The following is a 24,131-nucleotide window of genomic DNA, read 5'->3' on the forward strand; positions in this document are numbered from 1 at the left end:
AATCCTTCTTCATCTCACAAGTTTTTTTGTGGCATTTTTTTCTGGCTTTTTTCGAAGAATAGATTTATTAAATGAATGTTTAATAAAATCAGGATCAAAAAAATGTCCCGCAATCCAAATTATGACTTACTTTTTGAACCGGTAAAAATTGGCCCGGTCATAACTAAGAACCGCTTTTATCAAGTGCCTCATTGTACAGGTATGGGATCAGATAGGCCAGAAACACAAGCAGGAATGCGCGGTATCAAAGCTGATGGCGGGTGGGGCGTGGTCAATACCGAATATTGTTCAATTCATCCAAGTTCTGACGACACGCCTCATAGTCATTGCACGCTTTGGGATGACGGGGATATTCGCAATCTTGGAAAAATGGCAGAAAAAGTTCATGAACATGGAGCCTTAGCTGGAGTAGAAATGTGGCATGGAGGCCCTGCTTCCAACAATTATATGAGCCGCATGCCTGCTATTGGGGCAACAAGCATGTATTCCTTCACAGGCCCAATGCAATGCCGAATTATGGATATGCAGGACATCCGAAACTTACGCCGTTATCATGTAGATGCTGCCAAACGGGCCATGCAGGCAGAATTTGATATCGTTTATGTCTATGCAGGCCATCACTATCTACTACACCAATTCTTGAGTTCACATACCAATAACCGATCCGATGAATATGGAGGTAGCCTTGAAAACCGTGTGCGTATCGTCCGTGAAATTTTAGAGGAAGTTAAAGATGCTGTTGGGCATCGATGTGCTGTCGCCACACGCTTTTCAGTGGATAGTGGTTTAAGTACAAAAGGCACAGAACCAGAAGACGAAGCCCGCGAAATGGTTTCCATTCTTGCCGATATCCCTGATCTTTGGGATGTAGTCATTGATGATTACAATATTGAAATGGGCCCTTCCAGATTTGTTGGTGAAGCCCCAATGGAGCCTTTCGTTTCTTACGTCAAGAAAGTCACCAATATGCCCGTGGTAGGCGTTGGGCGTTTTACAACACCGGACACAATGGCCCGCATGGTAAAGAAAGGTATTCTAGACTTAATTGGTGCCGCGCGCCCATCCATTGCCGATCCTTTTCTTCCCAACAAAATCAGCGAAGGTCGCGAAGACGAAATTCGTGAATGTATCGGATGTAACATCTGCTATGCCCATGACTTCCAAGCAGCTCCGTTACGCTGCACACAAAACCCAACAATGGGGGAAGAATGGCGTCGTGGATGGCATCCGGAAAAATTACCGCCAAAATCCAATGATGAACCTGTTTTAATTATCGGGGCTGGCCCAGCGGGGTTAGAAGCCGCACATATCCTTGGAAAGCGTGGTTATCCGGTCACATTGGCAGAAGCAACCAGTGAGCTAGGCGGACGCGCCCTTAAGGAAAGTACCCTACCCGGCATGTCCGAATATGCACGGGTAAAAGATTATCGCATCTATCAATTACAACAAATGGCCAATGTGAATATCTATCTTGAAAGCCCTCTATCTGCGAGCGAGGTTCTGGAATTTGGTTTCTCAAGAGTAATTATTGCCACAGGCGCAAAATGGCGCCGCGATGGTATGGGCCGCAGTTATCAATTACCTTTATCCACCTATTCAGGCGAGACCCTGCTCACCCCTGATGATTTGATGGAAAATAAAAATCTACCTGAAAATGGCTCAACCGTCGTGTTTGATGATGAACATTATTATATGGCTGCCGTGATCGCAGAACGCATGGTAGAGCTTGGAAACGAAGTGACACTTGTCACTTCCGCGGGTCGTGTTGGCGATTGGTCAGAATATACAGGTGAACAATTCCAGACACAGGCACGTTTGATTGAACTCGGCGTAAAGATCATCGTCTCCCATACAGTTTCTGCGTATCAAGATAATGAAGTAACTGTTGATTGTGTCTATTCCGGTAATCAACAGAAGTTAAAGGCAACCAGTTTTATACCTGTTACTTCACGCATGCCCAATGAAGGTTTATATCGAGACTTGAAAGATAATCCAAAAGCGCTTGAAGAGGCAGGCATCACCCATTTATCCCGTATCGGAGATTGTGACGCACCACGCATCATCGCCGCTGCCGTCTATGATGGGCATCATATTGGTCGCACTATTGATGATCCAGAAACAGAAGACGTCCCCTACAAGCGAGATCGTGCTTTGGTAGAGGTTTAAATCTAACACCAAGTAAAAAAGCCGGAGAAAATTTTCTCCGGCTTTTAATGTCACTAACAGTCAATCTTAGCCGATTTTCAAATTCACCAAAAGGTCTTTGGATTGAACTTGTGAACCAACATGCACGTTGATTTTTTCAACGACCCCATCAGCCTCTGCGTGGATTGCTGTTTCCATCTTCATTGCTTCAATAGATAGCAACACATCACCTGCATAAACTTCTTGGCCTTGTTGAACAGCAATACTAGAAATCATACCCGGCATTGGGGCTGGCACATGGGCTGGATTACCATCTTCCGCTTTCAAATGAACATTGGCAGAGGAAGCCAAAGACTTATCTGCAATCTTCACTGTACGTGGTTGACCGTTCAGTTCGAAGAAGACTGTACGTTCACCGTCTTCATCCGCTTCACCTGTATTCAAGTAACGAACAATCAAGGTCTTGCCTGCTTCAATTTCAACGGTGATTTCCTGCCCAGCTTCCATACCATAGAAGAAAGTTGCTGTTGGCAATACCGACACATCGCCATACAGCGCACGATGTTTGGAATAATCTTCGTATACTTTAGGATAAAGCTGATGTGCGGACACATCTTGTTCACCCACATGATCGCCAAATTTTTCTTTCATAGAAGAAAGGGCTGCATCCAGATCAACAGGTGGTAAATGCGCACCCGGACGATCTGTATTTGCTTTTTCGCCTTTCAAAATCTTCTTTTGCAATGCTTCTGGGAAACCACCAACCGGTTGACCAAGATCACCACGGAATAAGGCCACAACAGATTCAGGGAACGCGATTGGTTTATTTGGATCTTCTACATCCTGACGGGTCAGGTCGGAAGACACCATATAAATTGCCATATCACCGACAACTTTAGAACTTGGTGTTACTTTTACGATATCACCAAACATGTCGTTTACCTCAGCATATGCCTTGGCAACTTCAGGCCAACGATGTTCAATACCTGTGGCACGTGCTTGTTCACGAAGATTGGTATATTGACCACCCGGCATTGCATGTAAGTAAACTTCGGATGCCCCAGAACGGATATCACTTTCAAAGCCTTCGTAATTCTCACGTACAGATTCCCAGTAACGAGAAATAGTACGAATAGCCTCTTCATCCAAGCCCGGATCACGATCACTGTCTTTCAAAGCTGACACGATAGAACCAAGATTTGGCTGTGATGTCAGACCAGAGAAACTGTCCATCGCACTATCAAACGCATCCACACCCGCATTCACAGCTGCTATTACAGAGGCCGCCGCAATACCGGAAGTATCATGTGTGTGGAAATGCAACGGGATACCAACTTCTTGCTTTAATTCTGTCACAAGCTTGGAGATAGCCGCAGGTTTCGCAACACCCGCCATATCCTTAATACCAATGATATGCGCACCTGCTTTTTCAAGCTGCTTTGCCATATCAACATAATATGCAAGGGTATATTTATTATCGCCTTCTGCTAGCATATCACCGGAGTAACAAATTGTACCTTCACAAAGGGATCCGGATTCAATCACAGCATCCATAGCAACACGCATATTTTCAACCCAGTTCAAACTGTCAAATACACGGAAGATATCCATACCAGCCGCAGAGGCTTCTTTCACGAAATGTTGTACCACGTTATCTGGATAGTTTGTATAACCCACTGCGTTAGACGCACGTAGCAACATTTGGGTTAACATATTCGGCATTGCCTGACGCAAGCGAGACAAACGGTTCCATGGATCTTCCTTCAAGAAGCGATAAGCCACATCAAACGTCGCACCGCCCCAACATTCCATCGAGAAGATTTCAGGCAACATGCGTGCATAGACTGGTGCAATTTGTAGCATATCAAATTCACGCATACGGGTCGCTAACAAGGATTGATGCGCATCACGCATGGTTGTATCTGTCACCAACGCTTTTGGTTCTGACAACATCCATTTGGAGAAACCTTCCGCCCCCAATTCTTCAAGCTTTTGCTTGTAACCAGCAGGTGCAGCTGCCAGCATATCTACTTTCGGTACTTCCGGCATAGTCAGGCGTTTTGGTTTCAAACGACCTTCCACCTCAGGGTTCCCGTTTACAATTACGTCACCGACAAAACGCAACAAACGTGTGGCACGGTCACGACGTTTCGGGAAATGGAACAATTCAGGTGTATCGTCAATAAAGCGCGTTGTATATTCCGCTGTTTTAAACTTCGGATGATTGATCAAGTTTTCCAAGAAAGCGAGGTTAGTTGCCACACCACGGATACGATATTCACGTAACGCGCGATCCATACGGGATTGTGCTTCCTCTGGTGTTGCACCCCATGCGGTTACTTTTTCAAGCATGGAATCAAAGAATGGTGTGATCACCGCGCCAGAATAAGCGGTCGAACCATCAAGACGGATACCAAAACCATTGGCGCCACGATATACTTTGATACGACCATAATCAGGAATGAAATTGTTCTCAGGATCTTCTGTTGTCACACGGCATTGCATCGCATGGCCGCGCAGGTGGATATTTTCCTGCTGCGGGATACCACAATGAGAATCGCCAATTGTCGCTCCTTCTGCGATGCGAATTTGAGCCTTAACAATATCAATACCGGTTACAACCTCAGTTACAGTATGTTCCACCTGAATACGTGGGTTTACCTCGATGAAATAAAACTTATCTGTTTCAGCATCCATCAAGAACTCGACGGTACCTGCATTTTGATAATCAGCAGCATGTGCTAATTTCAAGGCCGCCTGACACAGAGAAGCACGACTTTCATCCGTCATATATAGACCTGGGGCACGTTCAACTACTTTTTGGTTACGACGTTGAACGGTACAATCACGTTCAAATAAGTGGACAATATTACCATGACTATCACCAACGATTTGCACCTCGACGTGACGCGCATTACGAACCAATTTTTCAAGATAAACTTCATCATTACCAAATGCGGCTTCAGCTTCACGACGTGCTGTTTCGACCTGATCCGCTAAACTGTCCGCCGATTCAATAACGCGCATGCCGCGGCCACCGCCGCCCCAGCTAGCTTTCAACATTAATGGATAGCCAACTTCATCGGCAAGTTTTTCAACTTCGGCGATATCACGTGGTAATGGACCAGTTGCCGGCATTACAGGTACATCGGCTTTTTCTGCCAATTCACGCGCCGCAACCTTACTTCCAAGTAAGCGCATTGTATCACCAAGTGGTCCAACGAAAGTCACACCTGCGGCACGACATTTATCTGCGAATTCAGGGTTTTCTGAAAGAAAGCCATAACCTGGATGAATGGCGTCAACGCCTTTGGTTTTAGCAAGCTGAAGAATATCATCCTGATCAAGATATGCCTGTACAGGCCCCTTACCTTCACCAATCATATAGCTTTCATCTGCTTTAAATCGATGCAGAGAAAAACGATCTTCATAGGAATAGATAGCTACTGTTTTGATGCCGAGCTCGTTCGCAGCACGGAAAATGCGGATCGCAATTTCACCACGGTTAGCAACTAGCAGTTTTGTGATTGTTTTTGTCATTTTAATCATCCCGTCCTAGCTTCCGGCTATTTATTTTTTTATGCCGAAAGGTGTTTGTCGTATCCCCACGCGCGCATTGTGCAATGCAGCAAAATTTTTGACAATCAAAAACCGCCAAAAACTTTGCCTCCTGATTTTCATAAATCAGGATTGCTGGAAAATAGCTAATTTTCACGCGGTTTGAATAAAAACTTTGCGACAAAATACAATAGGGTTACGGCAAAAATCACATATGATTAGAAAAAGCCGCCTCAATGAATCGCTTTTTCCTTATCGACCCCAATTAAATATTGCGATTTAAAATTATTGTCTTGAAGAAAAGAGTTTGCCATCTTACATCCAATTCAAATCCAAGGGTTTAAGAGAAAAAAGATATGACATTGAAAATTGCTGTTATCGGGGCCGGCCCTTCCGGCATTTATGTAGCCGAAGGCGTAAAAAAGAAATTACCTGATACAATGGTTGATTTTATTGAACGTTTACCCACACCATTTGGATTGGTTCGTTTTGGTGTTGCCCCGGATCATCAGGGGACAAAAAAAGTCATTAACCAATATGAAAAATTCTTTGATCAAGAAGGGATTCGTTTGCTTGGCAATGTCGAAGTTGGCAAAGATATTTCTGTTCAGGTCCTTCAAGAACATTATGATGCTGTCGTTATTGCCAATGGCGCCCGCGAAGATAAAAAACTTGGAATCCCTGGGGAGGATTTAGACGGTGTTTATGGCTCTGCTGCTTTTGTAAGTTGGTATAATAGCCATCCTGATTATAAAGATCTTTCCCCGATCCCCGAACATGCGAAATCGGCAATAGTCATCGGTAATGGTAATGTCGCCATTGATGTGGCTCGTATTTTGGTTAAATCTGCCGAAGAAATGGCTGATTCCGATCTTGCGGATCATACACGAATAGCCATTGATAACGCTTCGATTAGTGATGTAGTTATTGCAGGCCGCCGTGGCCCAGTAGAAGCAAGTTTTACTCCGCCCGAATTACGTGAATTGGGTAAATTGGAACATGCATTGCCTGTCATAGAAGGCGCTGTTATTCCCGATGAACTACCTTCACATATAGATACGAGCCAGCCTGCAGGCCGTATTAAGGGCAAAGTATTGGATATCTTCAGAAGCTTCACGGAAATGAAACGTGATGGCAAAGATAAAACTATCCATCTTCAATTTCTTGCAAGTCCAACAGCTTTTCTAGGTGAAGGAAAAGTTGAGGCCGTTCAATTTGAGCGAATGGAGTTAAACGAAGACGGCAAACCAACAGGCACAGGGGAACTTTTTGACATCCCTGCTGATTTGGTTGTCTCGGCAATTGGCTATTATTCCCAGCCTTTAGAAGGCGTTCCATTTGACGAACAACTGGGCCGTTATCCAAATGAAGAAGGCTTGATCAAAGATAATTTATATGTTGTCGGTTGGGGAAAACGTGGGCCATCAGGCACTATCCCAACAAACCGTCCATGTAGTTTTAAAACATCCCAAATTATAATGGATCAAGTGATAGCTGATCCCGCGAAGCAAGGCGGTGCGGCAATAGACAAATTACTTGCTGATAAAGGAAGCAAGGTAACTACTTTTACCGATTGGAAAGCCATTGATGCGGTCGAAACCAAAACTGAGACACGCCAGAAAATTGCTTCCGTTGATGAAATGTTAGCTGCCATCGAAGAAGCCATATAGCAAAGAAGATTTACTTTCGTACCAGTATTGTAAATTCCTTCTTCGCTTTGTCTTCCAATAGGGTTAAATCACCAGATAATTCCTTCTTGCAGAAATTATAGATATCCTTCTTATCTGCATAATACGTCCATTCCAGACGCTTCTTCTGTTTGGCATCATGTAAATTGAAACCCATCCCCTTTTTGCTATGCTCAAAAAGATGTCGAAGGCTTTCTTTTACATAACTTGTCCAGATATCATCTTCTGCTGTCCCTTTCATGTTAAAGGTACCAGAGCAGAAGGAATAATCGCAAATCTGTTGTGTTTGATAGGACCAGTTAAAATGCGCGCGACTATCTGTTATGCGTGTCTTTGTGTTTACAATCATATCTCGACAGATATCTGATCCATAATATTTAAAACGCCCGTCATTAAACTTATCAACATTTAAATATTCAAATAAAGCACCATAACCACAACCCAGGTCATTGATGGTGATTTCCTGATCAGCATCTGTTTTGTTAATCACCTTACAAAGTGTGGCAAATCTTTTTTCCTGACCTTTTGCATCAGCCCATAACACACCTGTTGGTGAGGGGCCATGTTCATTAAATTGCATACTGTAACCAGCAGCAACCAGCTCAAGAAATGGCGGAATGTCATTATTGAAAATTAGCAACGAATAACCTGTATTTTCGCGAAACTATGAAAATTTACTTTAACAAATCCATTTTATGCTATGCTGCGTAGAACATAACAAGATGATATTTAACAGGAGGACTTCATATGTTGTATTCTTTTGCCCCATTGGAAGCGGATCGCCTTAAAGCAATTCAAGCTTTGGAAAAAGAAGTTGGCGCACCATTGGTTGCCATGTCAGCGATCAAAGCAGAACCTGTCGATATGGACGAAGAAAAAATTGCAAAAATCAAAAAACTAGAAGAAGAACTTGGTGTCGTACTGGTCGCTGTGCAGTAAGTTTATCACTTCTGAGATTATTGCAATCATCTAATATTCCAGCTAAGACAGAAAAATAAAATGTTTTAGCAGGGATAAAAGATGATCCAAATTACGGATTGTGATAGACATCTACGGAAACAGAACCTTCAGTTTCCTGAAGACGTTCGCAAAGAGCTGAGATGGGAAGCGATCAAAACCCTTAATAAGCGCTCCCTTCCTGGTATTTTATTTTTATATGCTGGGTTGGTCTATCTTGGTCTTTACATTCCCGTCGCCAAGGGGCTGCCGGATCTTTTCGCAAATATATTTATAACCGGCTTGATCCTTGTCACCATTCGCCTTGTGACCTCCTATATCGTCTTAAACAACGACAACATCAAAAATCTCGAAATATTCGAAATCATATTTTTCGTAAGTATTTCTGCTATTAGTCTGTATTTTGGTTTGGCGATGGCAGGTATCCTATATATTTACGGCTTTCAATGGTTTTCCTGGTTATTTTTCGTTTACCTCACCTGTGTAACAGTTGGTGCTTTCTCCTCCTTTTGCTTCTGGCGAAAATTGGCCCTCACCTATATCATCCTAGTCATGGCGCCTACAGCTATTTCAACCTTCTTAATACCAAGCAACCATGGAAGCATAGTAGGTATTTGTAGCCTCCTATATACGATGTTCATACTTATTCAGGTTCGGATTTGGAACAAAGAATATTGGGATAATCGTATCCACCAACATCTCCAAAATCAGCGAACAGAAGAACTTGTAGAAGAAAAAATTATTTCCGATCAAGCAAACCAGACAAAATCCAAATTCCTGTCGTCTATGAGCCATGAATTACGCACACCGCTAAATGCAATTTTAGGTTTCTCACAGCTTTTACGCATTAGTCGCCATAGTGACCTAAATGAATATCAACAAAAAAATGTGGATCAAATCATTCGATCTGGTGAACTATTGTTAGGCCTCATTGATAGTGTGTTGGATTTCTCACGCATGGAATCTGGACGCACACCTCTAAATCCAGAAGCATTTTTTCCCAATGAAGTTATGAGAGAAACCCTTGAAATGCTTCGTAACAATGCAAGAGAGAGAGAAGTCACTCTAAATGGAAAGAGGCAATCCAACACAGGGATTTATGCAGACCGATTACGCTTCAAACAAGTCATGGTCAACTTAATGACCAATGCCATCAAATATAACAAAAGAGGCGGACATGTTGAGTTTGGTTGCATTGATCTTCCCAATGGAAATGTTGAGATCTATGTGGAAGATACAGGTAAGGGCATTGCTAAAAATCAACTAGAGAATATTTTTGAACCATTTGAGCGTCTGGATGCTGTCAATTCTCAAATCGAAGGAACAGGCATCGGGTTAACCATAAGCAAAAAGCTTATTGAAACCATGGGCGGCAAAATCCATGTCAGTAGCGAAGAAGGTATTGGCAGTAGATTTAGCATTGAAATGCAAGCTGCGGATCCCGATATGATATCTAAGGAAGGGCGACCCGTATATGAGATTTAAGACCATGTTTCGAATTCTTGCAATTTCATCTTTACTATTGATTGCGGCTTGTGCGCGCTTGACTGGAGATGTCCAATCCTTCTCAGAAATCACGGAAGACGATAAAACAAAAAGCTTAATCGTACAGCCCTTTCCGGAAGAATTACGAAGTAGTCTTGAATATAAAACCTACAAAGAAAAACTGGAAAACCATCTTTCCGAACAAGGCTTTCAAATCGTCCAAGATGAAAAAGACGCAGACCTTATTGCTTTTTTCAACTACGGCATAAATGACGGTATTGAGATTAAAGATAATAGTTATGGTTATCCATCCGTAACATTTGGAGGTGGATATGGTTCAAGCGGTGGTGGACATGTGAGTACCCGCTATACCATTCCGATCTATACAACAGGTGCCAGTTCCACTCGTACCTATGACAGCTATACGCGCAAGATTGCACTAGATATCGTCGTAAAAGACAGCTTGGAAAACGAAGCAGGCCCCACTGTACTTTACGAAGGTCGCCTACGCTCCAAAGGCCGATGCGGCGTTCTCTCCGAAGTGATGGATGAAATGCTCTCCCTCCTCTTTGAGAAATTCCCAGATCAAAGCGGAAAGGCCTCCATCAAACAGGAGGCTGATTGTTAGGAAGATTGGCAAACCACTAAAATATTTGCCTTTAATACGGACAAATATTCATCTAGATGGCCCCGACTTTTAGCTTCCATTTTGATGAATGACAGTGAAATCATAATAAAGTCGGCATAAGTTTCAATATCCAAACCATTTGCCTCAATTGGCGCCTTATAGGGTGATAGCAAATTGATTACTTCTTGAGTTAGCAACTTAATCGCCTCAGCCTTTTCTTTAGCAACAATCTCCACCACACCACTCAGGATATCTTTTGCATCTGGCAGGTTAGCTACCATCTCATAAGATTGTATCGCATAGACATTAAAAACTACATCCAATTGATCTGACAGTTTTTCTGATCCATAGGCATTTTGTTGAATTTCTTCCAACATCTGCGCCATGACGTATCGTGTTGTTCCACGCAAAACATCATTCTTATTCTTGTATAAATTATACAAAGTTTGGCGAACGACACCTGCTTCCTCAGCAATATCATTCATTGTTGTGCGTTTAACACCATAGCGTGACAGGACCCGAATTGCGGCTTCGATAATTTCGATTTCATTTTTTTTCATAGGGACATATTGACAAAATATGCCTAAATGTCAATATAGACAAAATTACATTATTTGTCCAAATGATGAGGTTAACTTGAGAGGAAATTACTATGGCGAAACAGACCCGAGTGAAACTAAATTGGAATGCCGAAAATATCCCTGACCAGTCAGGACGCAGAGTTATAATTACGGGTGCTGCTACAGGCCTTGGTAAAGAAACAGCACGTGTATTAGCAAGCAAGAATGCCGAAGTGATCATTGCCGCAAGAAATAAAGCAAAAGCTCATAAGGCAATCGACGACATTCATCGCGATTTTCCAAAGGCAAATGTAACTTTCCGACAGTTAGACCTTGCCGACTTAGCATCCGTTAAATCTTTTGCTAACGGCATTATCGCTGATTTTAATGAATTAGATGTGTTAATTAACAATGCTGGCATCATGATGTGCCCGAAAGCAACCACGAAGGATGGCAATGAGATTCAAATGGGAACAAACCATTTTGGTCACTTCGCCCTAACAGGACAGTTATTACCCCTATTAGAAAAAGCAGAAGATTCCCGCATCGTAATTCTTTCAAGTATAGCCCATAAGATGAGCAAGATTGACTTGGATGATATCAATTGGGAAAAACGAAAATATAACACCAATATGGCTTATTATGACAGTAAACTTGCCGATCAACTTTTTGCCCATGAGTTAAATCGTAAGCTTGCCGATCGTCCTAATGCGCCTATGGTTACAATCGCCCACCCCGGCTGGACTGCTACTGATCTACAACGTCACAATGGTTTGGTTCGTTTCCTGAATATTTTCTTTGCCCAACAACCTAAAGATGGCGTTCTCCCAACCTTGCGTGCTGGTTTCGACAAAGATACAAAATCCGGCGACTTCTTTGGCCCTTCTGGCGCATTTGAAATGAAAGGACCACCCGTCAAAGTAAAAGCCACCAAGCAAGCTAATGACCTTGGCCTTGCTAAACGTCTCTGGACCATTTCAGAAGATCTAACAGGCATTCATTTCGCTTAGCCTATATCCCGACTTGTCTGGGGTTCCCCTCTTCCCATTCCTTCTCGAACCCAAACAAAAGCCCCGCAGAATTCTGCAGGGCCTTGTTACTTTTTTGGAAGAAAGTCGCAGGATTAACCAGCCAGTTTCTCTTTCAAGATTTTATTAACTACGCCCGGGTTGGCTTTGCCTTGGGAGGCTTTCATGGTTTGACCAACGAACCAGCCGATAAGCTTTTCGTTACCACCACGATATTGTTCAACCTGACCCGGATTATTGGCAATAAGATCATCAATGATAGCTTCAATAGCACCTGTGTCGGTGATCTGTTTTAAGCCTTTTTCTTCAACGATGTCTTTCGCCATTTTACCGGTAGAGAACATGTCGTCGAAAACGTCTTTCGCGATTTTACCGGAAATGGTGTCATCTTTAATCAAGCCAACCAATTGACCCAGATTTTCAGGTGTCACAGGGCTGTCTGTGATAGACATATCCGCCTTGTTCAAACGACCAAATAATTCAGAGATCACCCAGTTCGCTGTTAGTTTTGGATCACCGCCTGCATCTACAGCCTGCTCATAATAAGCAGAGTTTTCTGTTTCTGCAGTCAATACACCCGCATCATATGCAGGCAGACCAAAATCGCTGATGAAACGGTTTTTCTTCACATCTGGAAGTTCCGGCAAGTCTGCCGCCAATTCATCCACCCAAGCTTGTTCCAGAATAACTGGCAACAAATCTGGATCTGGGAAGTAGCGATAGTCATGCGCGTCTTCTTTGGAACGCATGGAACGTGTGATGCCTTTTGCTGTATCGAATAGGCGTGTTTCCTGATCGATGGAGCCGCCTTCTTCAAGGATTTGAACTTGGCGTTTTGCTTCAAACTCAATCGCTTGTTTCATGAAACGAAGGGAGTTCAGGTTTTTGATCTCACAACGTGTACCATATTCATCACCCGGCTTACGCACAGATACGTTAACGTCTGCACGCATAGAACCTTCGGCCATGTTACCATCACAAGAACCAATGCAGCGCACGATGGAACGAATCTTTGAAACATAAGCAGCTGCTTCTTCAGGGCTGCGCATATCTGGATCAGATACGATTTCCATCAAGCATACACCGGAACGGTTCAAGTCGATGTAAGATTGTGTAGGATGTTGGTCATGGATGGATTTACCCGCATCTTGTTCCAAATGCAGACGTTCCACGCCAATTTCCTTTGTTGAACCATCTTCAAGGTCGATTGTGACTTTACCACGTTTTACGATTGGCTCTTCAAACTGGGAAATCTGATAACCTTGTGGCAAATCGGCATAGAAATAGTTCTTACGCGCGAATACAGATTTCAAGTTAATTTCACAGCCCATCGCAAGGCCAGTACGCACACCTTGACGCACGCATTCTTTGTTTACAACTGGCAACATGCCCGGCATCGCCGCATCAACGAGGGATACCTGTTCATTCGGGTCCGCCCCGAATGTTGTAGCCGCACCAGAAAATAGTTTCGCGTTGGAAGATACCTGCGCATGGATTTCCAAGCCCATAACCACTTCCCAATCGCCTGTATTGCCTTTGATCATATAGGTCATTGCAATTCTCTTCTCTTTAATCTCTTAACCAGCCATGAATTGAGGTTTTGCCTCAAATCCAGCAGCTTGTTCCAGCGCGAAGGCTGTACGTAACACAGTTTCCTCATCAAATGGCTTACCCACCAATTGCAAACCAAGTGGCAAGCCATTGCTGTCCAAACCAGCAGGTACAGAAATACCCGGCAAGCCTGCCAAGTTTGCTGTCACTGTGAATACGTCATTCAGATACATGGAAAGCGGATCGCTATTCTCACCTTTTGCAAATGCCGCAGAAGGTGTGGAAGGTGTTAACAACACATCGCAAGATTTCCATGCATTGTTAAAATCTTCGGCGATACGTGTACGTACTTTTTGTGCTTTCAAATAATAGGCATCATAGTAACCCGCAGAAAGTACATAAGCACCAATCATCACACGACGTTTTACTTCGTCACCAAAGCCTGCCGCGCGGGTTTTCTCATACATATCATCCAGACTGTCGCCTTCATCACAAACACGAAGACCGTAACGAACACCATCGTAACGAGACAGGTTGGAAGAAGCTTCCGCTGGCGCCACGATATAATAAGCTGGTAGTGCATATTTTGTATGAGGCAAGGACACATCAACGATTTCTGCACCGGCTGCTTTCAACCATTCAATACCTTGTTGCCAAAGCTTTTCGATTTCCGCAGGCATGCCGTCCACACGATATTCTTTTGGAATACCAATGCGAAGACCTTTCACGCCATTCTCCAAGGAGGCTTCGTAATTCGGCACAGGCACATTTACAGAAGTCGCATCTTTTGGATCATAACCCGCCATTGCTTCCAACATGATGGAGGCATCACGTACATCGCGTGTCATTGGACCAGCTTGATCTAGTGAACTTGCGAAGGCCACAATCCCCCAACGGGAACAACGACCATATGTCGGCTTAATACCAACGGTACCTGTCAATGCCGCAGGCTGACGAATGGAACCACCTGTATCCGTACCTGTTGCCGCTGCAACCGCATGGGCCGCAACTGCCGCAGAAGATCCACCAGAAGAACCACCAGGCACCAAATCAGTGTTATCGCCTTCGCGTTTCCAAGGGTTAATAACATCACCATAGAAAGAGGTGATATTCGCAGAACCCATCGCAAATTGGTCAAGGTTCAATTTACCCAACATGGTCGCGCCGGATTTCCACAAATTTGTTGTTACTGTGGATTCATATTGTGGTTTAAAACCATCAAGAATATGGCTGGCAGCAGTTGTCAAAACATCTTCGGTACAAAAAAGGTCTTTGATCCCCAAAGGGATACCTTCCATGATACCGGCTTCGCCTTTGGCGATACGATCATCAGATGCCTTTGCCATTTCCAATGCTTTTTCAGGTGTTTCTGTAATAAAAGCATTTAATGGACGCGCCGCCTCAACAGCTGCGTTATATTCTGTCGCAAGTTCAACAGCACTAAATTCTTTATTCTTTAGACCTTCGCGTGCTTGGGCGATGGTCAGGCCTGTCAATTTAGTCATCTAACCTATCCCCTTATTCAACAACTTTAGGCACGGTGAAGAAGCCCATATTTGCATGTTCGCTATTTGCCAAAACACGATCAGGGTATCCACCATCACTAACAACGTCATCACGCTGGAACATTTCATGCTCAATCGCAGATGTCATTGGCTCAACACCATCTGTATCTACTTCACCAAGCTGTTCAACAAAGCCGATGATTGTGTTTAGTTCACCAGCCAAAGGCTCCAATTCTTCTTCAGGCACGCGAATACGCGCCAATTTCGCAATTTTCGCGACTGTATTCTTATCGAGCGACATCCGCTCCATCTCCATTTTCTTATGAGGCACAAAGTGCAAAATGATATGTGCAAGCCATATTGCCCGACACATAAGTTTAAACCGTCGAGGAAACTAACACCCTCTATTGGGGAACGCAACGCAAATACCATAATTTGATTTTGTTAATCATCACCTAAATTAACCATTTATTATATTTTTATATGTAAGGATGTCTCAGCTGCAAAACTTGGGGGAAGATTAATTACCTATGAAGATCACAAATCTGGATAGTGTCCTAAAGTATTGGAAGGACAAAAAAGGTGAACGCCTCGCTCCTAGCCGCCAAGATATTGACCCCGTCGATTTCCCACGTATATGGCCAAATACAATCATGTATAAAGTGATCTACCCTAAGACCCCAGAGGAAAAGATCGATTTTCAGGTCACTCGGATGGGTGGAAATATTTCTAGTATATGGGGCTATGACCAAACAGGCTGCTACTTCAACGAAATATTCGTATCACCCTACAAAGAAAAAACCCGTGAACTTTTTGAAATTGCCATAAGGACGGCGCAGCCATCAATTGTCGAAACAGATGCAGGGTGGATGGGTAAGGATCATATTAAATATAAACGCCTTACCCTTCCCTTATCAGATGATGGCCAAACCGTTAACCGACTATTTTTGTATCTTGTCTTTGAATAAATTGGGCAGCTTCTAGTCTTTCTTAAATTGCTTATGACAAGCACCGCATGTGCCGCCGATCGCCTTGAATGTGGCAATGACAGCATCTGGATCACCACCAGCATCATTTAAAGCCATACCAAGCTCTGACAGTTTGGTATTATAGCCTTTAAACTTATCCCATTCCTGCCAAATTTCAGGTAAAGCCTCACTTGGCCCATGAATAGAATCTTTAGGAAATTTAGAAAGCAAAACTTCGCCGGTATTTTGCTGGATAACCTTGGCTTGTTCTTTCACAACCTGACTATCCATTTCCTTTTGCCCCTTCACCATTGGAGCTAATGTTTTCATAACGGATTTTAGATTTTTCATCATATCCATACGCTCTTTCACAACACCCGTCGCCCCTTCATGGGCGAAAACTGCTCCGGCGATAAAAACGGCACTAACAAAACTTGTTACAAATAGCTGACCACGCATATTCCTAATCCTCGTACGTTTATAATTTTCTTCTTATATAGAATGTCTTTTTTCTGAATGGAATAGAAAAGAATATTCCCGTTGCTTTTCACGCTATCGAAAGGCATAAGATCAGTATGTTTGTAGAAGTTAAAGATATTGCAGGCCTCCTGCTACCGGGACAGACTTTATTGGGTCTGGATCTGGGTTCCAAAACCATTGGTATGGCGATTTCCGATCCGGCGATGCGCATTGCCTCCCCTATTGGGACAGTGAAGCGCACTAAATTCACGAAAGATATGGCAGAATTAGCCAAGAAGATTGAATTACATAATGTCGGTGGTTTGATTTTTGGTATGCCATTGAATATGGACGGTACTCAAGGCCCACGCGCGCAATCCACCCGCCAATTTGCCTGGAACTTAAAGCATAACGGTATGGATTTACCAATTGCCCTTTGGGATGAACGTTTATCTACTGCGGCCGTTGAGCGTGTGTTGATTGAACAAGCCGACATGAACCGAAAACGGCGTAGTGAAGTCGTTGATAAAGCCGCCGCCTCCTATATCCTACAAGGGGCGCTCGATTTCATTATTGAGACTATGTAGCAATAACAAACAGATAAATCTATGTTTTCGATTACCCTGACAATTGCCCCGGTCTTCCTACTTTTAATGGTAGGTTTCGGGTTACGTAAGTCAGGGTTCATTGGGCCGGAAGTTTGGGCTGGCCTTGATAAGATCGTTTATTGGGTTCTTTTCCCTGCGCTTTTATTTACCAAAACTTCCATTGCCCCTTTGGGCGGTGATATTTTCTGGCCTTATTTAACAAGTTTAGAAGCAGGTATATTTCTAAGTGGTGTTTTCATCTGGCTGATGATTCCGCTTTTCAAGAAGAAATATAGCAAAGAATCCATGGGCTCCATTTATCAAGGGGCAATCAGATATAATACCTATATCGGCTTTGCGATTTTAGTTGCGATAGAAGGCCCGGAAGCTCAATTCCTTGGCGCCCTTGCTACCGCCGTGATGGTACCTTTTGTAAATGTGTTATGCGTCAGCACCTTAACCACATTACATGGCGACCCCGAGACCCACCTCTTTAAACGCATCATAAAGGAACTCTATCGTAATCCATTATTGCGTGCGATTGCCGCGGGTGTTGCTTGGAATTTAACAGGTTTAGGCCCCATTCCAGTTATCACTGACACTTTGGAATCCATGTCCAGTGCAACGCTTGCGATGGGGTTATTGAGTGTTGGTGCTGGCCTACAACTTCGTGCCCTTAGAACCGCCAGTTTGCCAATCATCTTATCTTGCATAGGTAAATTCTTTATTCTGCCTGCCGTCACAGCATTGGGTTTATATCTATGGGGTATCACCGGATTACCAGCCTTTACAGCTTTCCTATTTGCCTGTCTGCCAACAGCTGCATCGGGATACGCATTAGCCAAACAACTTGGCGGTGATGTACCCTTAATTGCTGGGTTGATCACAATCCATACCTTGGTTTCCATGGCGTTAATGCCATTTGTGATTTTACTGGCTCAATATCTTTATTTGTAAGTTCTCTTTTCTTTATTGAAAATTAATTGATTGCAGGCATATATTGTCAAAATTGATAATATATGGAAGTTTACGTATGGCGCGCCCAAGCTTAAAAGATCAACGCAGTGAAGAAATTCTTGATGCCTATGTAATTTGTGCAGCCCGTTTTGGATTAGAAGGTGCGACTCAAGAACGTATTGCCGAACAGGCAGGTGTAAAGCGCACAATTTTACGCCATTACTTAGGCAATAAAGATGACATGCTAAAAGCCTTGGCTGTACATGTCATTGATCAGTTTCAAGGACAAACTGAGTTAATGGGTCAAGCTTTACAGACAACTCACAAGAAAGAACAGCTATTAGATATCCTGTTTGCTTCTGGTGTTATATCTAATATGGATTTGGTACTCGTTTATCAGGCATTGGTTGCTCGTTCCGAACAAGATGTAGAACTAAAGCCTCTTTTGTTAAGTAGTTTAACAAATTTCATAAATTGTATAGAGATGTTTTTACAACGAACATCGTCATGTGAGGATGCAGATCGTATTTTTGCGGTCACACAAGGTGTGATTGCTATTTATTTCAACAAAGACGCTTATAATCCACTGCATCCTCCTCAAAGATGGAATGAAGGTAATATAAGAGCAGCTAATCTACTTCTTGAATTATTGTAATACATCCCCTTTATTAGACGAATTAAACAAATTGCGAGAAATTAAAGATGAATATTGGCTTCCTTAAATCCAAAGTGAAAGAAATACGATCTGAACTTGAAAAGGATGCTAAAACTATCATCTTTGATATTCATCCCCAATATGCGAGTTTGTTTAACTGGAAATCAGGCCAACATGTGAATGTGCAACTTGATCCGCAAGGACAAGACATTCGCCGCAGTTATACGATCTCTTCCTCACATGTGCTTGGTGAAAGTCTCGCGATAACGGTCAAACGCATAAAAGACGGCGTCGCTTCCAATTACATAAATGATAAACTGAATGAAGCTGATGAAGTTTGGATAATGCCACCTAATGGAAATTTCTTTGTGGAACCAGATGCAAATGCCCACAGAAGTCATTATTTTTTCGGGGCTGGATCAGGCATTACCCCTCTCTTTTCCATGATTAAAACCATTATTGTTAAAGAACCTAACTCTCAATGCTTTTTGCTATATGGAAATAAAAACGAAAATCAGATTATCTTTCATGATGCCTTAGAAGAGTTAAAAGAAGAGTATGAAGGACGTTTTGTTATCAAGCATATCCTCTCTGAACCAAACCAAACATCTGATTTTAAAGCTTGGCGTTTGGGACGTATAAACACAATAGCTGTTCAGGATTTCATTGCTGAAAACCCTTCCAACGCTCAAGATACAGAATATTACATCTGTGGTCCGGATAGCATGAACGAAGATGTCACAGATGCATTAAAAGATCTCAACATAGTAGAAACCCGAATCCATTTCGAAAGCTTCACCGCTAAATCAGGAAACAACCAAGACTCCGATATAATGATGGATAGCCGAATAGAGGTAAATCTCTATGGACGTGTTGAGTATCTAAACGTGCCAGAAGGTCAATCTATATTGGAAGCCATGCAAGATGCACAGATGGACCCGCCTTACTCTTGTCAGTCTGGCCTATGCGGCAGCTGCAAAGCCCAATTAAAACAAGGCACTGTCACAATGGAAAACCCAGAAGCTTTAACTCCCAATGAAATTAATTACGGCACGATCTTGACTTGTCAGGCCAGAGCAACATCCGAGACTTTGGAAATCGAATTCGAAGATTAAAAAACTATCATTTTGATGAGTCATTTTCCTTGCAAAATCCTATAATATTTATAGGGTGCACTTTTAATGACTGATATCCATGACAGCACATTATTTCCCCACCCCCATCTTCTGGGCATAGAGGGACTTTCGCCTCAAGACATCACACAGATTCTTGATCTCGCAGATCATTATGCAGAGAGAAATCGCCAACGTAAGCCAAAGCTGACACGCATGAATGGCTTGAATGTGATTAATCTTTTCTTCGAAAATTCTACACGGACCAGTACCTCCTTCGAATTGGCAGGGAAACGCCTTGGTGCCGATGTGATTAATATGATGGCAAGCAGTAGCTCCATCAAAAAGGGCGAAACCCTTATCGATACAGCCATGACACTCAATGCCATGCATCCAGATGTTCTGGTTGTCAGAAACGGTGAGTCTGGTTCAGTCAAACTTCTTTCTGAAAAAGTAAAATGCGCTGTTATCAACGCAGGCGATGGACAACATGAACATCCTACACAAGCGCTTTTAGATGCCTTAACCATCCGTCGTCGCGTTGGACGCTTAAATAATCTGACCGTTGCAATTTGTGGCGATATTGCCCATAGCCGCGTCGCACGATCCAACATCCATCTCCTTCATACAATGGGTGCGCGTGTACGTATTGTTGCTCCGCCAACTCTGTTACCAGGGGCTTCTGACAGATTGGGTGTCGAAGTTTATACAGATATGCGCGAAGGCTTGAAAGATTGCGACATCGTGATGATGTTACGTCTTCAACTTGAACGTATGCAAGGGTCCTATGTCCCCTCAACACGTGAATATTTTCGCTTCTTTGGGCTGGATCAGGAAAAACTATCTTATGCGAAACCTGACGCTTTAGTAATGCATCCCGGCCCGATGAACCGTGGGGTAGAGATTGATGCTGATATCGCGGATCATGTAGATCGATCTGCTATTTTGGATCAAGTAGAAATGGGTGTCGCGGTACGTATGGCCTGCCTTGATCTGCTTACGCGTCCGATCCAAATTAAAGATGAAGAGAAAGGGGCATAACCATGGCACACTCCCGTATTGCTTATATGAATGCCCGCTTACTTGACCCTGCATCCGGCCTTGACGCCACAGGGGCTGTATTGGTTGAAGATGGTGTTATAGCCGACTTTGGCCCAAACTTATTTAAAAGTGGCGCGCCTTCCGTTGATAAGGTTGTAGACTGTAAAGGCCTTTGTCTCGCACCCGGACTTGTTGATATGCGTGTTCAAATCCGTGAACCAGGCGATGAACATAAAGGCACCTATGAAACAGCGACTGATGCGGCAAGCGCGGGTGGCGTCACAACAATGGTAACCCTTCCAAAAACAAATCCAGTAATTGATGATGAGGCAGGCGTGCGTTACGTAGCACGTCGCGCACGTCAATTGAAGCGCACAAAAATCCATTCTTATGGTGCGATTACCCGAAATCTGGAAGGAAAAGAACTTACAGAATTCGGTATGTTAAGCGAGGCCGGTGCTGTTGCATTTACAGATGCGACCAAAGCAGTTGCCAATGCTGGTGTCATGCGCCGGGCCTTAAGTTATTCTACCGCCTTTGATTTGTTATTGGTACAACATGCGGAAGAGCCCAGCCTTGCATCCAGCGGCGCAATGAATGGCGGTGAATTAGCAAGCCGTTTAGGCCTACCTGCCATCCCGCGCCTTTCAGAAGTCATGATGGTTGAACGGGATTTACGCCTTGTTGAGATGACTGGTGCGCGCTATCACGCAGCCATTATTACAACACGTGAATCTATTGATGTTATTCGCAGGGCGAAGCGCCAAGGTTTGCCTGTGACGTGCGGCACAGCACCGCATTATTTCGCCCTCAATGAAACAGCAGTTGGTGATTATCGTACCTTTGCAAAAGTTTCCCCGCCTCTACGTGATGAAATGGATCGTCGCGCTGTCGTAGAAGCTCTGGCTGATGGCACAATTGATGTGATCAATAGCGATCACGCCCCCCACGATGCTGAATCAAAACGCTTGCCTTTTAATCAGGCTGCTTTTGGAATTGTTGGCCTAGAAACGTTACTGACCATTTCCCTAGAACTATATCACAATGGGCATTTATCTTTGTTAGACGTAATCGGTTGCTTAACGAGTAAACCAGCTGATTTACTTAAACTATCTGGCGGTAAGTTGAAAATTGGCGGTGCGGCAGATCTGGTGATCTTTGATCCTGATCTACCATGGCAAATTAGTGAAAGCGACTTTAAAAGTAAGTCTAAAAACACCCCCTTTGATAAACGTCCTGTACAAGGCAAAGTCAAAGCCACGATTGTGGATGGTCGTGTTTTATATAAAGACAAAGGCTTTTCGGCTTAATAACAAAAATAATAAAGGATACTCCCTATGGATTTTACACTCTCAATTGATTGGAGTCAGGACTGGCAAGCCATGCTTGGGGGGTATCTTTTAGGATCTATTCCATTTGGTTTAGTATTGGCGTTTATCGGTGGTTATGGAGATATCCGAAAGATAGGTTCCGGAAATATCGGCGCAACTAATGTGTTGCGCACTGGTAACAAGCCTTTGGCATTGGCAACCTTACTGTTAGACAGCGGCAAAGGTGCTATCGCGGCATTACTATTTACCTATTTTTTTGGCCCGATGGCTGGATTGCTTGCAGGTATAGCTGCCGTTGTTGGTCATAACTTTCCTATCTGGTTAAAATTCAAAGGCGGTAAAGGGGTCGCAACGACCCTTGGTACTCTCGCTGCAATATCTTGGCCTGTCGGCTTAGGGGCAGCTGTCACTTGGTTAATCATGGCAGTAGTGTTTCGTATTTCCTCCCTTTCAGCTTTAGTGGGGTTGGCTCTTGCACCTATATATGCATGGTATTTTCAAAAACCTGAAGTCGCTGTTGGCGCTGCAATATTGGCAGTATTAGCCTGGATCAGACATCATCAAAATATTGCACGTATCCTAAAAGGTGAAGAACCAAAAATTGGAAAATCCAAAAAGAAAGAGAGCTAATCTAAGACGTCCTTGGTCATAGAGATAGAAAACAGCTCTTTCCCCTTCATTACCTATGTAGATAGTTTGAGGGGGACAATATGAACAACATAACTACAAATTTAAGTCATGAAGAAAAACTGAGTCGCTTACGTCTCATTCGAAGTGAAAATATCGGTCCTATTACTTTCCGCCATCTGATCGCACGCTATGGAACAGCTAAGGAAGCTCTGAGAGCTATTCCAGATATCGCCAAACAAGGCGGAAGAAAGAAACCATTTAAACTTTTCCCTTTATCTGCCGCAGAAAAAGAATGGTATCAATTGGACAAATTAGGCGGACAGTTTGTTTTTCTGGACAGTGCTGAATATTCCTTTTCCCTATCTCATGCTGAAACGGCCCCTCCAGTTCTATCAGTGATGGGACAACCTCATCTTCTAAATGAACGTATCATCGGAATTGTCGGTGGACGCAACGCTTCCTTAAATGGTAAAAAACTTGCCCATCGTTTTGCCGAGGTATTAGGGGCAGAAGGATTGACTATCGCTTCCGGCATGGCACGCGGTATCGATACCGCAGCACATGAAGGTAGCATCAAATCAGGTTCAATCGCCGTTTCAGCAGGTGGTATTGATATCATTTATCCGAAAGAAAACTCGGATTTATACGCGCGCTTAAAATCCGAAGGATTATTGATTTCAGAAATGCCACTAGGATCAAAGCCACAAGCCCGACACTTTCCTAATCGTAATCGGATTATATCTGGATTATCTGAAGGCGTTCTTGTGCTGGAAGCAGCATTAAAATCAGGCTCACTTATCACCGCACGGTTCGCCAACGAACAAGGTAGAGAAGTATTTGCTGTTCCAGGCTCCCCTATGGATGCACGATCACGTGGTTGTAATGATTTAATCCGTCATGGAGCGACCATTACTGAAACGCCAGACGATATTCTAGATATCTTACAGACTCAAAAACTAAACCTATCAGAATCTGCAAATCATGGCGCATTCGAAATCCCACTTGATCAGGTACCAGATTGTGATTTGAATAAATGGCGCGATAAACTTCTCGATGCATTAAGCGCGGAACCAGTTTCAATAGATGATCTTATTCGTGATCTGGACGCTCCCGCTTCTGATATCATATGCCTGATTATGGAATTGGAAATTATAGGTCAGTTATATCGCCATTCGGGTAACAAAATAGCCAAAACAAGCAATGCGATTCCATTTTAAATTAATTGCGTGACTAATTAATCTTTTTTTAACTTTTAACTTGATCTCGAATCAGTTTTTTGATTCATT

At 43.3% G+C, this 24,131-nt stretch carries 22 protein-coding genes; 15 read left to right on the top strand and 7 right to left on the bottom strand.

What is annotated here, in order from left to right:
• Positions 1-102 precede the first annotated feature (102 nt).
• Positions 103-2,166 carry an oxidoreductase gene (locus E1160_RS10930; RefSeq protein WP_155155198.1) on the top strand — a complete coding sequence of 688 codons (2,064 nt, stop codon included), beginning with the start codon at positions 103-105 and terminating at the stop codon, positions 2,164-2,166.
• 66 nt (positions 2,167-2,232) lie between these two features.
• On the opposite strand, the gene E1160_RS10935 is transcribed toward E1160_RS10930, so the two are convergent.
• A complete protein-coding gene (locus E1160_RS10935) occupies positions 2,233-5,685 on the bottom strand; it encodes a pyruvate carboxylase (protein ID WP_155155199.1) in 3,453 nt (1,150 codons plus the stop codon).
• A 374-nt stretch (positions 5,686-6,059) separates the two neighbouring features.
• Here E1160_RS10935 and E1160_RS10940 point away from each other — a divergent pair, with 374 nt between their 5' ends.
• The gene (locus E1160_RS10940; RefSeq protein ID WP_155155200.1) at positions 6,060-7,373 is read left to right on the top strand and encodes an FAD-dependent oxidoreductase; all 1,314 of its coding nucleotides are present in this window, start codon (positions 6,060-6,062) and stop codon (positions 7,371-7,373) included.
• Positions 7,374-7,383: 10 nt separating this feature from the next.
• Here the strand turns inward: E1160_RS10940 and E1160_RS10945 are convergent, their stop codons facing one another.
• Positions 7,384-8,031, bottom strand: coding sequence for a class I SAM-dependent methyltransferase (locus E1160_RS10945; RefSeq protein ID WP_155155201.1), 648 nt, complete (start codon positions 8,029-8,031; stop codon positions 7,384-7,386).
• A gap of 107 nt (positions 8,032-8,138) precedes the next feature.
• On the opposite strand from E1160_RS10945, the gene E1160_RS10950 reads away from it, so the two are divergent.
• The 3 genes from E1160_RS10950 (at position 8,139) to E1160_RS10960 (ending at position 10,461) form a co-directional block, all read left to right on the top strand.
• Positions 8,139-8,330, top strand: coding sequence for a hypothetical protein (locus E1160_RS10950; protein ID WP_155155202.1), 192 nt, complete (start codon positions 8,139-8,141; stop codon positions 8,328-8,330).
• A gap of 81 nt (positions 8,331-8,411) precedes the next feature.
• Entirely contained in the window at positions 8,412-9,833 is a 1,422-nt protein-coding gene (locus E1160_RS10955) for an ATP-binding protein (protein WP_155155203.1), read from the top strand.
• Complete coding sequence (locus E1160_RS10960) at positions 9,823-10,461, top strand: DUF4136 domain-containing protein (RefSeq protein ID WP_155155204.1); 639 nt, start codon at positions 9,823-9,825, stop codon at positions 10,459-10,461. The genes E1160_RS10955 and E1160_RS10960 overlap by 11 nt, the downstream gene beginning before the upstream one ends.
• Here E1160_RS10960 and E1160_RS10965 read toward each other — a convergent pair.
• The gene (locus E1160_RS10965) at positions 10,458-11,021 is read right to left on the bottom strand and encodes a TetR/AcrR family transcriptional regulator (RefSeq protein ID WP_155155205.1); all 564 of its coding nucleotides are present in this window, start codon (positions 11,019-11,021) and stop codon (positions 10,458-10,460) included. The genes E1160_RS10960 and E1160_RS10965 overlap by 4 nt on opposite strands.
• 92 nt (positions 11,022-11,113) lie before the next feature.
• Between E1160_RS10965 and E1160_RS10970 the strand changes: the two genes are divergently transcribed.
• Positions 11,114-12,031: an oxidoreductase gene (locus tag E1160_RS10970; RefSeq protein ID WP_155155206.1), complete on the top strand. Its 918-nt coding sequence runs from the start codon at positions 11,114-11,116 to the stop codon at positions 12,029-12,031.
• A 113-nt stretch (positions 12,032-12,144) separates the two neighbouring features.
• Here E1160_RS10970 and gatB read toward each other — a convergent pair whose 3' ends face one another.
• The 3 genes from gatB to gatC are packed head-to-tail and all read right to left on the bottom strand — an operon-like array spanning position 12,145 to position 15,406.
• Positions 12,145-13,602 carry an Asp-tRNA(Asn)/Glu-tRNA(Gln) amidotransferase subunit GatB gene (gatB, locus tag E1160_RS10975; RefSeq protein ID WP_155155207.1) on the bottom strand — a complete coding sequence of 486 codons (1,458 nt, stop codon included), beginning with the start codon at positions 13,600-13,602 and terminating at the stop codon, positions 12,145-12,147.
• 24 nt (positions 13,603-13,626) lie between these two features.
• On the bottom strand, positions 13,627-15,105 hold the full coding sequence (gatA, locus tag E1160_RS10980) for an Asp-tRNA(Asn)/Glu-tRNA(Gln) amidotransferase subunit GatA (protein ID WP_155155208.1): 1,479 nt from the start codon (positions 15,103-15,105) through the stop codon (positions 13,627-13,629).
• A 13-nt stretch (positions 15,106-15,118) separates the two neighbouring features.
• Positions 15,119-15,406, bottom strand: coding sequence for an Asp-tRNA(Asn)/Glu-tRNA(Gln) amidotransferase subunit GatC (gatC, locus tag E1160_RS10985; RefSeq protein ID WP_155155209.1), 288 nt, complete (start codon positions 15,404-15,406; stop codon positions 15,119-15,121).
• A 229-nt stretch (positions 15,407-15,635) separates the two neighbouring features.
• Here gatC and E1160_RS10990 point away from each other — a divergent pair, with 229 nt between their 5' ends.
• On the top strand, positions 15,636-16,073 hold the full coding sequence (locus E1160_RS10990; protein WP_155155210.1) for a PAS domain-containing protein: 438 nt from the start codon (positions 15,636-15,638) through the stop codon (positions 16,071-16,073).
• 12 nt (positions 16,074-16,085) lie between these two features.
• Here the strand turns inward: E1160_RS10990 and E1160_RS10995 are convergent, their stop codons facing one another.
• Positions 16,086-16,532 carry a c-type cytochrome gene (locus E1160_RS10995; RefSeq protein ID WP_155155211.1) on the bottom strand — a complete coding sequence of 149 codons (447 nt, stop codon included), beginning with the start codon at positions 16,530-16,532 and terminating at the stop codon, positions 16,086-16,088.
• Positions 16,533-16,648: 116 nt separating this feature from the next.
• Between E1160_RS10995 and ruvX the strand changes: the two genes are divergently transcribed.
• The 8 genes from ruvX to dprA all read left to right on the top strand — a co-directional run bounded on the left by ruvX (position 16,649) and on the right by dprA (position 24,062).
• Positions 16,649-17,119, top strand: a complete 471-nt coding sequence (gene ruvX / locus E1160_RS11000; protein WP_155155212.1) for a Holliday junction resolvase RuvX — start codon at positions 16,649-16,651, stop codon at positions 17,117-17,119.
• Positions 17,120-17,140: 21 nt separating this feature from the next.
• Positions 17,141-18,076, top strand: coding sequence for an AEC family transporter (locus tag E1160_RS11005; protein WP_155155213.1), 936 nt, complete (start codon positions 17,141-17,143; stop codon positions 18,074-18,076).
• Positions 18,077-18,152: 76 nt separating this feature from the next.
• Complete coding sequence (locus E1160_RS11010) at positions 18,153-18,731, top strand: TetR/AcrR family transcriptional regulator (protein WP_155155214.1); 579 nt, start codon at positions 18,153-18,155, stop codon at positions 18,729-18,731.
• Between the two features lie 47 nt (positions 18,732-18,778).
• Entirely contained in the window at positions 18,779-19,846 is a 1,068-nt protein-coding gene (locus tag E1160_RS11015) for a ferredoxin--NADP reductase (protein ID WP_155155215.1), read from the top strand.
• A gap of 66 nt (positions 19,847-19,912) precedes the next feature.
• A complete protein-coding gene (locus tag E1160_RS11020; RefSeq protein ID WP_155155216.1) occupies positions 19,913-20,884 on the top strand; it encodes an aspartate carbamoyltransferase catalytic subunit in 972 nt (323 codons plus the stop codon).
• A gap of 2 nt (positions 20,885-20,886) precedes the next feature.
• Positions 20,887-22,194, top strand: a complete 1,308-nt coding sequence (gene pyrC, locus E1160_RS11025) for a dihydroorotase (RefSeq protein ID WP_155155217.1) — start codon at positions 20,887-20,889, stop codon at positions 22,192-22,194.
• A 27-nt stretch (positions 22,195-22,221) separates the two neighbouring features.
• The gene (gene plsY / locus E1160_RS11030; RefSeq protein ID WP_155155218.1) at positions 22,222-22,845 is read left to right on the top strand and encodes a glycerol-3-phosphate 1-O-acyltransferase PlsY; all 624 of its coding nucleotides are present in this window, start codon (positions 22,222-22,224) and stop codon (positions 22,843-22,845) included.
• An 80-nt stretch (positions 22,846-22,925) separates the two neighbouring features.
• A complete protein-coding gene (gene dprA / locus E1160_RS11035; RefSeq protein ID WP_155155219.1) occupies positions 22,926-24,062 on the top strand; it encodes a DNA-processing protein DprA in 1,137 nt (378 codons plus the stop codon).
• The last annotated feature ends 69 nt before the right edge of the window (positions 24,063-24,131 follow it).

Source organism: Curvivirga aplysinae (assembly GCF_009711445.1).
Classification (GTDB): domain Bacteria; phylum Pseudomonadota; class Alphaproteobacteria; order UBA8366; family Aestuariispiraceae; genus Curvivirga; species Curvivirga aplysinae.